General features: G+C 53.4%; 15 protein-coding genes. 4 read left to right on the top strand and 11 right to left on the bottom strand.

Features of this window, described 5'->3' with window-relative positions; translation table 11 throughout:
* Window positions 1-696: 696 nt before the first annotated feature.
* The 3 genes from KJ869_10830 to KJ869_10820 are packed head-to-tail and all read right to left on the bottom strand — an operon-like array spanning window position 697 to window position 4,846.
* On the bottom strand, window positions 697-1,308 hold the full coding sequence (locus tag KJ869_10830; protein MBU1577682.1) for a hypothetical protein: 612 nt from the start codon (window positions 1,306-1,308) through the stop codon (window positions 697-699).
* 22 nt (window positions 1,309-1,330) lie between these two features.
* Entirely contained in the window at window positions 1,331-2,905 is a 1,575-nt protein-coding gene (locus tag KJ869_10825) for an amidohydrolase (protein ID MBU1577681.1), read from the bottom strand.
* On the bottom strand, window positions 2,906-4,846 hold the full coding sequence (locus KJ869_10820; protein ID MBU1577680.1) for an ABC-F family ATP-binding cassette domain-containing protein: 1,941 nt from the start codon (window positions 4,844-4,846) through the stop codon (window positions 2,906-2,908).
* Window positions 4,847-4,942: 96 nt separating this feature from the next.
* Here KJ869_10820 and KJ869_10815 point away from each other — a divergent pair, with 96 nt between their 5' ends.
* Window positions 4,943-6,043 carry an endonuclease gene (locus tag KJ869_10815; GenBank protein MBU1577679.1) on the top strand — a complete coding sequence of 367 codons (1,101 nt, stop codon included), beginning with the start codon at window positions 4,943-4,945 and terminating at the stop codon, window positions 6,041-6,043.
* Window positions 6,044-6,086: 43 nt separating this feature from the next.
* Here the strand turns inward: KJ869_10815 and KJ869_10810 are convergent, their stop codons facing one another.
* Together KJ869_10810 and KJ869_10805 are read right to left on the bottom strand one after the other, a co-directional pair.
* Window positions 6,087-7,193 (bottom strand): glycosyltransferase family 9 protein, encoded by a 1,107-nt coding sequence (locus KJ869_10810; GenBank protein ID MBU1577678.1) that lies wholly within the window; start codon window positions 7,191-7,193, stop codon window positions 6,087-6,089.
* A 19-nt stretch (window positions 7,194-7,212) separates the two neighbouring features.
* Window positions 7,213-9,078: an ABC transporter ATP-binding protein/permease gene (locus KJ869_10805; GenBank protein ID MBU1577677.1), complete on the bottom strand. Its 1,866-nt coding sequence runs from the start codon at window positions 9,076-9,078 to the stop codon at window positions 7,213-7,215.
* A 43-nt stretch (window positions 9,079-9,121) separates the two neighbouring features.
* Between KJ869_10805 and KJ869_10800 the strand changes: the two genes are divergently transcribed.
* Window positions 9,122-9,778, top strand: coding sequence for a DUF502 domain-containing protein (locus KJ869_10800; GenBank protein MBU1577676.1), 657 nt, complete (start codon window positions 9,122-9,124; stop codon window positions 9,776-9,778).
* The gene (locus KJ869_10795; protein MBU1577675.1) at window positions 9,771-10,577 is read left to right on the top strand and encodes a hemolysin family protein; all 807 of its coding nucleotides are present in this window, start codon (window positions 9,771-9,773) and stop codon (window positions 10,575-10,577) included. Before KJ869_10800 ends, KJ869_10795 begins: the two co-directional genes overlap by 8 nt.
* Window positions 10,578-10,605: 28 nt before the next feature.
* Here the strand turns inward: KJ869_10795 and KJ869_10790 are convergent, their stop codons facing one another.
* Both KJ869_10790 and scpB read right to left on the bottom strand, forming a co-directional pair.
* Window positions 10,606-10,809 carry a hypothetical protein gene (locus KJ869_10790; protein MBU1577674.1) on the bottom strand — a complete coding sequence of 68 codons (204 nt, stop codon included), beginning with the start codon at window positions 10,807-10,809 and terminating at the stop codon, window positions 10,606-10,608.
* A gap of 5 nt (window positions 10,810-10,814) precedes the next feature.
* On the bottom strand, window positions 10,815-11,318 hold the full coding sequence (scpB, locus tag KJ869_10785; protein ID MBU1577673.1) for an SMC-Scp complex subunit ScpB: 504 nt from the start codon (window positions 11,316-11,318) through the stop codon (window positions 10,815-10,817).
* Between the two features lie 135 nt (window positions 11,319-11,453).
* Between scpB and rpsT the strand changes: the two genes are divergently transcribed.
* Window positions 11,454-11,720 (top strand): 30S ribosomal protein S20, encoded by a 267-nt coding sequence (gene rpsT, locus KJ869_10780; protein ID MBU1577672.1) that lies wholly within the window; start codon window positions 11,454-11,456, stop codon window positions 11,718-11,720.
* Window positions 11,721-11,800: 80 nt separating this feature from the next.
* Here rpsT and KJ869_10775 read toward each other — a convergent pair whose 3' ends face one another.
* The 4 genes from KJ869_10775 to KJ869_10760 form a co-directional block, all read right to left on the bottom strand.
* The gene (locus tag KJ869_10775; GenBank protein MBU1577671.1) at window positions 11,801-13,756 is read right to left on the bottom strand and encodes an AMIN domain-containing protein; all 1,956 of its coding nucleotides are present in this window, start codon (window positions 13,754-13,756) and stop codon (window positions 11,801-11,803) included.
* Window positions 13,753-14,178: a pilus assembly protein PilP gene (locus tag KJ869_10770; GenBank protein ID MBU1577670.1), complete on the bottom strand. Its 426-nt coding sequence runs from the start codon at window positions 14,176-14,178 to the stop codon at window positions 13,753-13,755. Before KJ869_10770 ends, KJ869_10775 begins: the two co-directional genes overlap by 4 nt.
* A gap of 22 nt (window positions 14,179-14,200) precedes the next feature.
* A complete protein-coding gene (locus tag KJ869_10765) occupies window positions 14,201-14,800 on the bottom strand; it encodes a type 4a pilus biogenesis protein PilO (GenBank protein ID MBU1577669.1) in 600 nt (199 codons plus the stop codon).
* On the bottom strand, window positions 14,797-15,048 hold a 252-nt coding region (locus KJ869_10760), incomplete at its 5' end, for a PilN domain-containing protein (GenBank protein ID MBU1577668.1). The genes KJ869_10765 and KJ869_10760, both read right to left, overlap by 4 nt.

The following is a 15,048-nucleotide window of genomic DNA, read 5'->3' as shown; positions in this document are numbered from 1 at the left end:
CGTTTTGGGGAATTATGCTGTTCTTTTTCTTTTTTGTCCCGCACCTCTCCCCTACCCCTCTCCTAAAGCATTAGGAGAGGGAAGGGTGAGGTCAAAAGCTCGTCGCTAAACCTCTGCTTGGAAGCCTTTTTAATGATGGCCTCCCCGCCTTGGCGGGGTTAACGGCCTTCTTTATTCAGCAGCAGAGCTAATGCGACTTTTAGCAGGCAAAGACATTATAGCCCACCGAGACCCCGCCATCCCTCCTACGCTCTGCTTCGGCGGACAGGCAGTGGAGCGGCATTGCTGCAGCTCCGAAAAAGCATTCAGCGTGTTACTGGCTTATAGCCGGTTCTGGTCCGATGAATGCCGGAGCGAACGCCACACACACCGCGCAACTGGGCGGAAAAGGCTCTTTTGTTACTTTTCTGGCCCACAGAAAAGTAAAATAAAACGGCTGTCCCTTTCTACCAACTTTCTCTTTGAAGAGAAAGTTGCAAAGAGAACCTGTCGCTATACCTCTGCCCGGAAGCCTTTTTAATGATGGCCTCCCCGCCTTGGCGGGGTTAACGGCCTTCTCTGTTCAGCAGCAGAGCTAATGCGACACCCACATAAAGTGCTGATTGGAGTTGATGGGCAAGGTGAAGGTGAAATGCAAGAAGGAATTGCAGGCCGTGGCCGATGAAGTGGCGGATCAGCCGTCGCCGGGGTAATATATTATCTATTAGCTAATTCAATTAATATTTTCTTTAATAAATCATAGCCTTTTAGATTTTTTATTTCCGGCAATTTATCTACCTTTTTTATAATTTCTTTTACTTCTTTTGGCTCTTCCGGAATTGTGCTATAAATAATTCTTGCACACTCTGAATCTGGCAAGCTGATAACGGCCTTAATGAAATCTTTCTCTGGGTTTTGCCAATATTTTGCAAGAACATCAATAAACACCTCCCCTAGTTCAGCATTGTTTTTATTAATCAGCGTCATTTTTATTATATATGTAACATTTAATTTCCCTTTCATAATTATACCAATGAATGTATTTAAAAGATGTTCATCTTCTTGCGTTTCCGGGAATGACTTTGCTTTGCTTTCAATTTTATTATTTTCATTTAATTCATAATACTTTATAACAGAATCAATATTATTTGATGTACTGTGTGCCATTGTAAAATTTTCAAGATTGTATTTTAAAGCACAATATATTGTTGAATCTTGTATAGTTTGCGTATTCCTTTTAATATCCACTTTTGTATTATTATTTTCTTCTATTTTACCGCACGAATAAAATATTGTTGCGATGATTACGAATATTATTGTATTTCTCATATAACCCCCAATAATTAATATTTTAAATCTCTCTCCCGCCGATGAACGTCCTCTCCACTTTTATCTTATGGATCTCCTCGGGCTTCACCTTAAAGATATCCTCCGACAGGCATATGAAATCAGCCGCCTTGCCCGGCTCCAGCGTTCCCTTCCAGGCCTCATCTCCCGAAGCGTAGGCCGCATCCACCGTATAGGCCTTTATCGCATTCCATAATGAAACCCTTTGTTCCGGATGGAATGACGGCCGGTCGGCCGGGATCCTCTGCCGGGTAACGGCTGCCTGTATGGCCCAAAACGGGTTGGGCTTCTCTATGGGACAGTCCGAGCCGAAGACCATCCTGGCCTTGCTCTTGGACAGATCTCCGAACGGGTAGGCATAAGCCCCCCGCGCACCCCAGTATCTTTCTATGAGGTCAAGGTCGGACGGGCAGTGGATGGGCTGCACCGAGGCGATGATGTTCAACTCATTGAACCGGGCGATGTCATCGGGATGAACCAGCTGACAATGCTCTATGCGATGCCGCAAACTTTTTCCGAAACTTTTAGCCTTCTGGAAGGTATCCAAAGCCAGGCGATTCCCGGCATCGCCGATGGCATGAATGGCGCAGGCCAGCCCATTCTTCGAAGCCTTGCTTACCAGGGCCAGCAATTCCCCGGGTGGCACGGTGTTCATGCCCAATGTGGCGCTGTTGCGGTATGGCTCCAGCATCAGGGCGGTCTGGGAGCCCAGCGAGCCGTCCGCGAAAAGTTTTACTCCCCCGATCTTCAAATTCTTATCCCCGAAGCCGCTTTTTATACCGGCCGAGATCAGTCCGTCCAGGGCCTTGATATTATGGTAAAGCGTTCCCCTTAAGAATAATTTATTCTGCCTTGATAAAAACTGCAGAACATTGAATTCCTCGACCCCCTCCATGGTATGGAACCCAGTCAGGCCCATTTTGGCGAACATCTTCTGGCCCAGGATCACAGCCTTGGAATATTCCTCCTCGGAGGCTTTGGGAGCCAGGCGATAGTAGTGATTGGCCGCCTCCTCCCGCAGTAGGCCGCTGGGCCTGCCTTTGGCGTCGCGCTCTATGGCGCCACCGGAAACATCCGGCGTTTGGGAGTGGATGTCCAGGGCCACCATGGCTGACGAATTCAGCCAGATGGTGTGCCAGTCCTTGCTCCACAGCATGACAGGATTGTTGATGGACACCGTGTCCAGATCCTGTGCGGACGGCAGACGGTCGTCGGTCCAGATATTTTTGTTCCAGCCGCCTCCCAATATCCACTGTCCGGGCGGTTTACCGGAGACATATCTGGCCACCACCTGCAGACATTCTTTGATGGACCGGATACCGTCCAGATCGGGCCGGGAAGCCAATAGCGAGTAGTTGCAGAAATGGGTATGACAGTCGGTGAAGCCCGGCAGGACCACTTTTCCCTTAAGGTCGATGACCTCCGGCCCCTGGGCCTTGTATTTGCCGAGTACCTGGCTGTTCCCGCCGACATCGAGGATCATACCGCCCTTTGAGTCGCAGGCCAGGGCCTTGGCCCTCTGCCGGCCTTTCATGGTATGGATGTCGGCATTTATTATTACCGTGATGCTTTTTTTCATCTATTCGCCTTTCGCATGGTAATATTCCCAGCGATCCAGCAGCCTCCGCAGTTCCTGCTTGTTGGCATCGAATTCGTTCATCAGTTCCTTCATTTTCTCGCCGTTCTTGTAGATATCGGGATCGGCCAGGCCCCCGGAGGGCAACTCCAACTGCCTCTGCCGGGCCTCTAATTTTGCGATGCGATGCTCCAACTCGGAGATCAACCTCTGGCGCTTGCGTTCCCCGGCCGCCTCCTGGGCCTTGCGCCGCTTGGCCTCCTGCCAGTCTACCTTTTCCTCGCTGGCCGGATCGGGCTTGGGAGCATTGCCGGCGGCCTGGGTAGATTGGCGGTCCAGCTCCTTTTTATACAGATATTCGGAATAATTTCCGGGATACACCTTTATCGCCTGGTCGGCCACCTCGATGATGGTGTCCACCACCTGGTCAATGATATAGCGGTCGTGGGTCACCAGCACCACCGTCCCCTTGAACTCTTTTAAGGCCTGCTCCAGCACCTCCTTGCCCTTGAGGTCCAGGTGATTGGTGGGCTCGTCCATTATCAATAGATTGGCCGGCAGCAGCAATGTGCAGCACAGGGCCAGCCGGGCCTTCTCCCCGCCGGACAGCACTTTTACCGGCTTGAAGACATCGTCCCCGGAGAATAAAAATGCGCCCAGGATGGTCCGCACCCGGCCCGGTGTTTCGGTCGGGATCACCGACTCCACCTGTTCCATCACCGTCTTACCGGGATCCAGCATCTCGGCGGTATGCTGGGCAAAATAAGCGATGCTGACATTGGGGGATAAATTTTTCTGCCCCAGCGTAACATCCTCCACCCCGGCCATCATCTTAAGCAGGGTGGTCTTGCCGGCCCCGTTGACGCCCAACAGGCCCACCTTGTGGCCCTTCTCCACCAGGAAGTCAATATTTTTGAGCACCACCTTGTCGCCGTAGCATTTTGTCACGTTGGACAGTTCCAACATCCGCCGCCCGCAGTGGGGCGCCTCCGGCAGTCCCAACCTGAAGCTGCGCCTGCTCTGCGGTATTTCTATCCTCTCCGCCAGCAGCCTTCCCAGCATCTTCTCCCGGCTGTGCACCATAGCCCGCTTGATGAAATTGCCCCTCCAGCGGGCGATGAATTCCCGGATATGTTCTATCTCCTTGGCCTGCTCCTCTTTTTGTTTGACCAGCAACTCCCGGCGCTTCTCCTTCTCCTCCAGGTAGCCCGAATAATTGGTATGATAGAGTGAAAAGCGCCCCAGGTCCAGCTCGTATATCTTTTTTATGGTCCGGTCGATGAAATAGCGATCATGGGAGATAACCACCATCGAGCCTTTAAAGCTTTTCAGGTAGCCCTCCAGAAAGTCCATGGACTCGATGTCCAGATGGTTGGTGGGCTCGTCCAGGAACAGGTAGGATGGTTCCTCCAATAAAAGCTTGGCCAGGGCCAGGCGCATCTTCCAGCCCCCGGAGAAATTCTCCACCGGCTGATCCAGGTCGGCCGGGCCGAAGCCCAGCCCCTGCAGCACCGATCGGGCCCGGGTCTCCAGCAGGTAGCCGTCGAATCCTTCGAACATATGGTGCAGTTCGCCGTAGCGTTCCACCACCGGGGCCAGTTCGGGATCATCCTGATCCATGGTGGACATCAGACTGGAGAGCTGGTCTATCTCCTCCTGGATGGAACGCTGGTCGGCAAAGACCGACATCGCCTCTTCCAGAACGGACCGGCCGGCCAGCACCACTTCCTCCTGGGGCAGATATCCGGTGCGCATGCCGTTGGAACAGGACCGTTGGCCCTGGGTGGGAGTCATCAACCCCAGGGCCACCTTGAACAGGGTGGTCTTGCCCGCCCCATTGGGGCCGACCAGGGCAATCCTCTCGTTAAGGCCGATATTCCATCCCAAATTCTTGAAAAGGGTCTTATCGCCAAAGGATACGTTTATGTTGGAAAGCTGGATCATGGCGTTAAGTTTACCATAAAATACCCGGCGATTGCAAAGGGCTTGACTTTTTGCCGTTCAGGGTAGATAATTGGGTTGATAATCAAAGGAACGAGCATGAAAAGTTTTAAAATTTCCCTGTTGATAATTTCGGCACAACTATTCTCTGCCGGGTTTATTTTCGCCGGGACCGTCCCGCCGGACTCCACCATTTTCCCGGGGCAGACCGGCGCCACCTTAAGAAACTCGCTGATCTCGTCCTATAAATCGACCTCCAATCTGGGCTACGACGTCGGACGGGATGTTATGTATGGGGAAATCGACAAGCTGAATGACAGCCTGGAATGCGTTTATAGTGGATATAAGATATACATGGATCCCAACCAGGATCCCAGCACCTGGGCTTACGATCATGATATCAACTGCGAACATACCTGGCCCCAGAGCCGGCTGTCGTCCAGCACTGCCGTCTCCGACCTTCACCACCTCTTTCCCACCGAGGTCCAGGTCAACGGAGACCGGGGTAATTATCCCTTCGGTGACATCGTGGACAACCAGGCTAATTATTGGTACCGGAACAACGTGCGCACCTCTACCGTGCCGTCCTCCAATATTGACGAGTATGCCGAGTGTCTTTCCGGCGTAAAATTCGAGCCCCGGGAGAAACAAAAAGGCAACACCGCTAGGGCCATGTATTATATCCTGACCTTCTGGCAGCTGGGCGACACCAACGATTCCTGGTGGACCGGCCAGCGGGATGTTCTGTACGCCTGGCATGTCAACGACCCGGCCGATGCCCGGGAGATAGCCCGTACCAAGAAGATAGCCACCTACCAGCAGAACAAGGTCAATCCCTACGTGTTGGACAGTACTTTGATACGCCGGGCTTATTTTCCATCCCTGGGAGTAACGGGCAAGCCTCAGATCAATATAGCCGATAGAAATAAGTTGTACCAGAACAATCCGAACCCCTTCAGGGATAAGACCGTCATAAGTTATTCCCTTGCTTCGCCGGGTCAGGCCCGGATCGAGATTTACAACCTGCTGGGACAGGCGGTGAGGATGATCGAAGTCAATAAACCTGCTTCGGGCAGATATGAATTGGAATGGAACGGTGCCGATCAGGCCGGCAGAATGCTTCCGCCGGGAGTATATTTTTACCGGCTCTCGGTTAACGACAAAACGATTGACTTAAAGAGAATGATAATGTTGAAATGACAAAAGGGCCGGATTTCCGGCCCTTTTCGTTTTATCTGTTCAATTAAAAGAGATCCCTGCGGGACAACATTCTTTTAATGCCCGACTGGACCACATCCAGCTCGGCCGAGGCGCAGGTCCTGTCCAGCCCCCTGACCCCGTAGAAATTCTTATTCAGAGGGCGCCAGAACTCCGGCTCGCTCCGGCCGAAGATGGCGAAGGTGGGGGTGCCCACCGCCGCCGAAAGGTGCATCACCCCGGTGTCGTTGCAGACCATCAGCCTCAGCGGTTTCATCACCGAGATCAACTGGCGAATATTAAGCCCGGACAGCGTCTTGACCTCGCTCTTCACCAGCCCAAAAAATCTCTCCCCCAACTCATCCTCCCCCGGACCCCAAAACACCGTCACCTGAAACCCGAAATCCTTGATCAGCCAGTCGGCCAGGGCCGCGTAATTCTGATGCGGCCAGCGGTTGCAGACATTATAGGCTCCCAGGTGGATGCCAACCGTCCGCTCCGGCATGATATGATTATTGTAAAGGATGTCCCGGCCCTGCTCCTCCTCCTGGGGCGATAGGGCGCACCTCTCTCCCATATCTTTAGTCCTGATGTTAAGATATTCCAGGATATTCAGATTGCGGCGGGTCTCGTGAACCCGCTCTCCGGAGCCGGGAGCCAGCAGGTTATAAAACAAGTTAGGCCGGACCCCTGGGAATGGATTTTCGACCGAGCCCAAAATATATTTGGCCCCGGTAAGACGAGCCAAAATATCGCTGGACAGCGAATGGGATATGGTATTGAGCACCACCGCCAGATCGCAGCCCTGCCTTAATCCCTTCCACAGCCTCCACAGTTTGGCCGGAGAGGCCTGATACAGTTTTTCCGGAAAGATCAGTATCTGGTCAATATCGGAATTATTCTCCAGCACCCGATAGGTATACTGCCGGGCCACCACAGTGATATGGGCTTTGGGCAGGGACTGCCGGATGGCCCTGAAGGCCGGTGTGGACAACAGCAGGTCGCCCAGCTGGTCATGCTGGCGGATCACTATCACCCGTTCGATCAGCGACAGGTCCACCTCCCGGGGTTGGTAGCAGCGGTCCGACAGCAGCTTTCCCAAGATCCTCAGAAGGGCCGTCTTGAAATATTTCTCAAGGGATGGCAGCCTCATATCGCTATTGGCTGGCCTCCTATTTGTTGAATTGGATATTGTACAGTTTCCAGTAAAGGCCCCGGCCTTCCAGTAATTCCTGGTGCTTGCCCATCTCCGCGATCTTTCCCTGATCCAGCACTACTATCCGGTCGGCCCGCTGGACGGTGGATAGGCGGTGGGCGATGACGATGGCGGTGCGGTTGGACATCAGGCGGTCGATGGCCTGCTGCACCAGCACCTCCGAATGGGCGTCCAGGGCCGAGGTGGCCTCGTCGAATATCAGGATGGGCGGGTTCTTCAGGATGGCCCGGGCGATGGATATCCGCTGGCGTTCCCCGCCCGACAGTCTGATCCCCCTCTCCCCGATTACGGTCTGGTAGCCCTCCGGCATCTGGGATACGAACTGATGGGCGTTGGCGGCCCGGGCGGCCTCCTCCACCTGCTGTTGGGTGGCATCCCGCTTGCCGTAGGCGATATTGTTGAATATGGTGTCGTGAAACAGAATGGTCTCCTGGCCCACGATGCCCATCAGCTGGCGCAGCGATTTCGAGTCCAGCTCCCGCAGGTCCCTTCCATCCAGGTAGATCGCTCCTTTGATGGGATCGTAGAACCGCGGGATCAGGTCCACCAGGGTGGATTTCCCGGCCCCCGACGGCCCCACCAGAGCCAGCATCTCCCCCCGCTTGATCTCTAGGTTGATATCTTTGAGCACGATCACGGGAGCATTATAAGATGATTTCTCGGATACCGCAGGATTGGGACTGTAAGCAAAATCCATATGCTCGAATTTTATGGATTGACGGAACCCATCCACCGCAGTTGCCCCCGGCCGGTCGATGACCTCTGGCGCCTGGTCCAGCAGACTGAATATCCGCTCCGAGGCCGCCAGGCCCTGCTGCACCGTGGAGTTGACGCTGGCCAGCCCGTTGAGCGGCTGGATCATGGAGAAGGCCGCCGCCAGGAACACAAAGAACCTCTCGGGGCTGAGGGCGTTGGCCCCAGCGATGTAATCCTTGGCCACCCAGATGATCAGCACCCCCACCGCCGCCCCCAGATATTCGGTCAGCGGAGAGGACAGGGCGGACATGGTCTCGAATCGGAAGATGGTCCGGTAATAATCCCGGTTGTATTTGATGAATTTCTGCTTCTCGTATTCCTCGGCAGCAAAGGTCTTTACCAGCCGAATCCCGGCGATGGTCTCGGTCACCACCGCGGTCAGGTCGGCGATCCTCTCCTGCAGCTGCCTGCCCCTTTTCCGCAAGCGGCGCCCGATGAGGGTGATCAGCAGCAGACAGCCCGGCAACACCAACATGGCGATCAGCGACAGTTTCCAGGCCGCGATAACCACGATGGCCAGGTAGACCAGCACCTGGAGCGACTGCCTGACGATGGACAGCGACCCCTCGGTGATGGCCCCCCGCACCATGTTGACGTCGTTGGTCAGCCGGGAGACCACCTGTCCCACCTTGTTGCGCTGGAAATAGCCCAGCGACAGCTGCTGGAGGTGGCCGTACATCTGGTTGCGGATGTCCATGGTGATATGCTGTTCGATATGCACCGTCAGCAGGCGCTGCAGGTAGTTGAACAGGTTCTTGACGAAGAACACCGCCAGTATTATCCAGCAGAGCTTGGCGATCCCGGAGATCCGGCCCCCGCTGGTCAGCCACCACAGGAACCAGTTCTTAATCTGCTCCAATGAACCGCTAAAGCCTGAGGACAGGCTTATCTTTACCGCCTGCTGGGAGATCTGCTCCGGCTGGCTGAACAGCACCTTCATGAACGGGGCGATCACCCCCAGCGAAGCCCCCGAAAACAGGGCCAGGAACATCATGCAGATTATTGACAGGATGAACTGTTTTTTGTATGGCGCCAGATAACTTAACAAGCGCAGATAAAGACGCATAATATTTCTTGACCTTATTGTTTTTTTATGATATTTTTGAGAGATGGATATTCTATCGCCGCCCAAAACGGCCAAAGGCCGTTTCAAAAATAACTTCCTTACCGGCCTGGTGGCCATGCTGCCGGTGGGGCTGACCGCCTATCTCTGCTGGCTGCTGTTCAAATGGAGCGGGCGGCTGTTCGGCGAGCTGCTGATCTATATCCCCTATCTCCAGACCCTTCCTCAGATCGCCCGCTGGGGCATCGGCTTTATTTTGCTGGTCGGATTAATCTACCTGGTCGGCCTGCTGGCCTCGCATCTGCTGGGAAGGCGTCTGTTAAAATTTTGGGAGAATGTTTTGACCAAAATCCCCCTGGTCAGAATTATTTACGGCACCACCCGGCAGTTCACCGATAATTTCTTTACCAACAAATATGCCTTCCGCGAAGTGGTGGCGGTGGAATACCCCCGCCCCGGCACCTATGCTCTGGGTTTTCTTACCTCGGAGGTTCTGTGGGATATGGAGGAGGACCAAAAAGGTTACTCGGTATACCTGCCCAACACCCCCAACCCCACCGGAGGCCGGGTAATGATAGTTCCCCTGAAGCGGCTGTTCCGGATAAGCATCACCGTGGAGGAAGCCATAAAACTGATAGTTTCGGGGGGAATGGTCTCGCCCCAGGGGCTGAAAATACTGGCCTCGCTGGACCAAGATGCCTGATATCCTGAAGTTCTTAAATAATTATTTTAAGCGCCAGCCGGAGCTGTCCCATCATCAACTGCAGGCCCTGCTGACCCGCGCCATGCAGCACCAGGTCCTCTCCAAGGAGGAGGGATCCATGATGCGGAGGATATTGAACCTGGCCGATACCCCAATATCCTCGATCATGATCCCCAAATCTCAGTTGGTATGCCTGGAAGCTTCGGCCACCATGGGGCAGATCGTGGACGCTTTTTTAAAATGGGGTTTCTCTCGCCTTCCGGTGTATGACACCGATCAGGATAATATCATCGGAATTATCCACGTAAAAGAACTGCTGCGTTTCTGGCATCGTTCGGCCAAAAACATAAGGGCCGTGGAATTCATTCGTCTGCCCAATTTTTTTCCCCAGACTATGAAAGTGGCCCAGGCCCTGTCGGAATTCCAAAAACGCAATATCTCCATTGCCATTACCATAGATGAATACGGCATCCCGTCAGGAATGATCACCACCGAGGACCTAGTGGAACAGATTGTCGGGGAGCTTTATGACGAGTATAACGTGGAGCTCAGGTACTATCGGCTGATGGAGAACGGCAACTACCTGATAGATGCCTGTATCCCCTTGGATAAATTCCAGGAGATGTTCAAATTAAACCTGGAAAGCCAGGCCCATACGCTATCGGGGTATATCCTGGAAAAACTGCAGCGGATTCCCCTGCCCGGGGAGAAATTCCGCATTCATAATTTGGAATGCGCCGTGGAAGAAGGCACCCCGTCCAAACTAAAGAAGCTGGTTATTCACGACAAACGAGCATAACTAGAAAGCTCGGCCTCTTTTTAATAGGCTATTCGGCTGGTTCCGTATCCCCGGAGTCGCTGCCCTGCTGGATGGTTTCATCCGGCAAAGGCTCCTGTCCCCCCTCCATCTTATCGAAGGCCACTTCCTCCTGCACCCCGTGGTTCGGGATCTGATCCTTCCTAAGCTCGGCATCTATCTCCTGGTCTATCTTTTCCCGCTCCTCTTCTTTCTCTTTCAGATATTCCTCCAATTCCTCTATTTTGGCAGGTCCGAGAGGGTGGCCAGGCCGAAATAACGCAGGAACTCCGGGGTGGTGCCGTACAGTATCGGCTTCCCGGGGCGCTCGTCACGACCCACCACCGTCACTAAATTGCGTTCGGCCAGGGTGGACATCACCCCGTCGACATTGACCCCGCGAATGGCCTCTATGTCGCCCCTGATGATGGGCTGTTTATAGGCTATGATGGCCAGGGTCTCCAGGGCCGCCGCCGTCAGCCGGGAGGCCCGTTTGCCCCGGAAAAGTTCCTGAACCCATTTGGCGTATTCCGGGCGGGTGTATATCTGGTATCCGCCGGCCACCTCCACCAGGGAAAAGCTATGGCCGTCGCGCTCGTATTCAACCTTAAGCTCGGCTATCAGCTGCCGAAGTATTTTTTGGTCTATCTCCCCCAGCAGGGACTTCAATTTTGACGGAGCTATCGGCGTGTCGGTGGCGAACAGCAGGGCTTCTATCACCCTTTTGGCTTCATTTCTATCCATTAAGCATGTCCTTTAATTTTCGCTTCCGGTTGTATTTTAAATATAATGCTTGACTTTTATATGAATGATATGATATTTTTATATGTTTGTAAAGCATAAAATTATCAACAACATATAAAATTTGGAGGAATTAACGTGGCAGAGATCAAAAAGGTGGTTAAGAAGAAAAAAAGTTCGGTAACAAAAAGAGCCCGACAGGCTTTAGTCCGCAGAAAAAGCAACTCGGCCGTAAAATCGAAGATGCGCAAGGTGGTCAAAAAATTCAAGGTTGAGGGGAAAACCCCCGAACTGCTGTCAACGGCCTATTCCGAGATAGATACAGCCGCCAAGAAAGGCACCATCCACAAAAGAACCGCCGCCCGCCAGAAATCGCGTTTGGCAAAGACCTTAAATAAAAAGTAATCCGGATAAATATAGCGCTATTTCATAAAAGAATCGTCCCGAAGCAATTCGGGACGATTCTTTTATTAGGTTATAACCTGTTATTTTGATTTTATTATGTGTGGGGTCAGGAATATCAGGATCTCACGCTTGGCGGTTGATGTGGTGGTCGACCTGAACAGGGCGCCGATAAACGGAATATCCATCAAAATCGGAATTCCGCTCGAGGCCTTTCCTGCCTTGGTCTGCAACAATCCGCCGATCACTGCCGTTTCCCCGTCGTTCAGCACTATCTGGGTGCTGGCCTCGTTGGTCAGGATCACCACACCGCCCAAGATGGTGGCCGTGGGATCCAGGTCGCTGATCTCGGTCTTGACATCCAGGGTGATGTTCTCCGCGGAATTGATATGGGGGGTGGTGGTCAGCACCATACCGATGGTGTACATCGAAGTGACAGTATTGCCGCTCTCGTCTCTTAGGGAGATGGGTATCTTTTTGCCGCCCACTATCTTGGCCTCTTTATTATTGACCGTGGTGATCCGGGGATTCGAGATGGTGTTGGCTTTACGCTTGGCCTCCAGTACCGTCAGGGTGGCCGATATCTGGGCGAAGGATCGGATTGTCCCCACTGTCATCGATGGCCTGGTGCCGGCCGGCAGTAACTGGGGAACGCTGGCATTCTGCAGTTCGACATTAGCATCATAGCTGGCGATATTGGAGACGTTCCAGTTGATACCCAGGTCCTTGGTCACGTCCATATCTACATCCACGATCCGGGCCATGATCTCCACCTGCAGGGTGGCGGTATCCAGCAATTTGATCAGCTCGGCGATCTCGACCTGCTTAAAGGATACTTCGTTGATCACCAGGGCATTGGTGCGCTTGTCGACCTGGATGGAACCCCGGGAGCTGAGTATCTTGTTCAGGGATCCGATGATCTCGTTAGCTACCGCATATTCGATGGGATATACCACGGTCACCAGCTCCTGCCCCTGCTCTCTCATTCGCATATTTTCGGTAGCCTGCTTGGGGCTCATCACCCTGATGATGCCGCTCGATTCCTCGACCACCAGCCCCGCCGCCTTGACTATCTCCTCAAAGGCCCGGGCCCAGGGAACGTTATGCAGTCTCATACTGACCGATCCCTTGACATCGTTGCCCACGATCAAATTTCTACCGCTGTATTCGGCCATGGCCCTTAAAACAGTTATCACATCGGCGCTCTCAAGTTCCATGGATACGGATCTTCCGCCCGACAAGCCGCCGGTGGAGGCCGAACGATATCTTGGTTTCTGCGATTCAACATAGGCGGCCCGGGGCTGAATTGGCGTCGCCGGAAGGGCCAGTTTCTCCGGAGGAGCCGGAGGGGTGGGCGCTGCCGCATATATCGGCGCCGCGGGGATTTCCTCTATGACCGGCGGAGGAGTGCTGGGTGCCGCCGGAGTGGGGGTCATTGGCACCACCGGGGCCGCCGGCTGCTCTTCCATGACCAGCGTAGGCGTTGAAGGAGGCGGAGTAGAGGTCACGGGCACCACCGGGGTTTCCTCAACCATCGGAGGCGGCGGGGCCGGCATACTGGGCGGCACAGGAGACTGAGGAGTGGTTGTAGCGACAGCCATCTCAGAGGGAGCCGCGGTGGCCTTCCATTCTGCAAAGGGAGAGGTATCCTTGGTGGTCAGGGCGACGATGATATCATTCTCTTCTGTCATCAGCAGATAGTTGGGTTTTACGCCCATCTCTATCACGATCCTGGCGATCCCGCCCTCCCGGTCGAACTGGCTGGTGCTGATGGTGGTGATGCCTCCCTTGTTGACGGTCATGGTCTTATTGCCGAAGGCAATGCTGGCTCCTTTGATATCGACCACCAGCCGGTCGGGATTGCTGAGGGTGAAATCCTTGGAATCAAGGATATCGTCCCCGGTGATCACCACCTGGGTGACCCCTTCGGATTTCTTGACGGCGATATCCAGCACTTTGGCTGCATTGGCCAGGGAAAATACGGACAGCAGGACCGCAGCGGCCAACGGCAGTATTTTGTTGCTTCTATGATAGCTCATTTTCTTTTGCTCCCTTTGCTTTTACTTTCAGTTAACGGAACAACAAACTTGACGGTGCTTCCGGGGTCGCCCTGTTCGAAGACCACCGAAGAGTCGGTGATGGCAAAAACCTTTCCGCCGATCACCTGATCCCCTGGCTTAATTATATAACCTACGCCTTGCGTGTCGTTAATCAGGGCCAGCCTTCCCGAAGGACCCCAGATGATGCCGGTAAGGGTCATATTGCTTACATCCAGGGAGCTGACATCCGTAACCCCCGAGCCCTCGCCCTTTTTCTGGACCAGAGATTTAAAAGGATCCCTCCGCCCGGCTGGTTCGTAGGCATAGTTCTGGGCCCTAAAAAGAGTATCCTCACCGGCCGCCTTCAGGTCTATCGTCCCGGAAACCGCTGGAGGGTCTGCAGCATAGCCGACAGACGCCATGGCCAAAACGATAATTAAAAGGCTACCGAGGCTTACGAGAAGTTTTAGCTTTTGCACTGGCTTGATCTCCTCCTGATTTAAATACATAGGCATTGGCCGTGAAATCGGCCTTAATGGTACGTATCGGATCATTATTAGGGTTGATTTTTATTTGTGACGAAATTACAATTCTTGATAAATTTCCCAGTTTGGCCATAAATGTGGTTATCTGGTCAAAATTGCCGATTACCGACATGGCGACCGGTATGGCCGCGGAAAGCTGAGTGGCAGAGGCCAGCTTGCCCGGCTTGAACACCAGGAACCTTACCCCTGATTCGATCCCGGCATTGGTGATCTTTTTAAGCAGGCTGGGAATTTCACTATCGGTGGGCAGCAGTTCCTGGGCCTGGCCCCATTTTTTCTCCAGGGCTTTATACTGCTCCTCCAATTCGGGGAGTCTGGCCACGGCGGCCCGGACCTGCTCAAGCTCCTGACGCTGCTTGGCCTCCTGGACAGAAAGCTCCTGAATTCTTTTTTGAGACGGCTGATAGCTGAATTTGAAGAACAATCCGGCGATGATCAGGCCGAATAATATCAAGCCGATGGTTACTTGGATCTTGGGATCTTTGATATCTATGCTCATTTTGACCCCTTTCCGGCTGTTTGGCCCGTCGTTTCCGCAGGGCTGACAGGTTTGTTCGGGTTCTCGGTATATTTTGAAGTGATGGAGAATTTCACCAGATCACGCCCCTCGCTGGTGGCTTTGGTGGTTTGGGTCAATTCTACATTTGAAAAATACCCGGACCCCTTGAGCCGGTCCATGAAATCGGCCACGATAAGATTGGAGAACGTCATTCCTTCCATGGATATCAGGTCCTTGTCATCTTTCAT

The organism is Candidatus Edwardsbacteria bacterium, assembly GCA_018821925.1.
Taxonomy (GTDB): Bacteria; Edwardsbacteria; AC1; order AC1; family EtOH8; genus UBA2226.
This window is presented reverse-complemented; position numbering and strand designations above follow the sequence as displayed.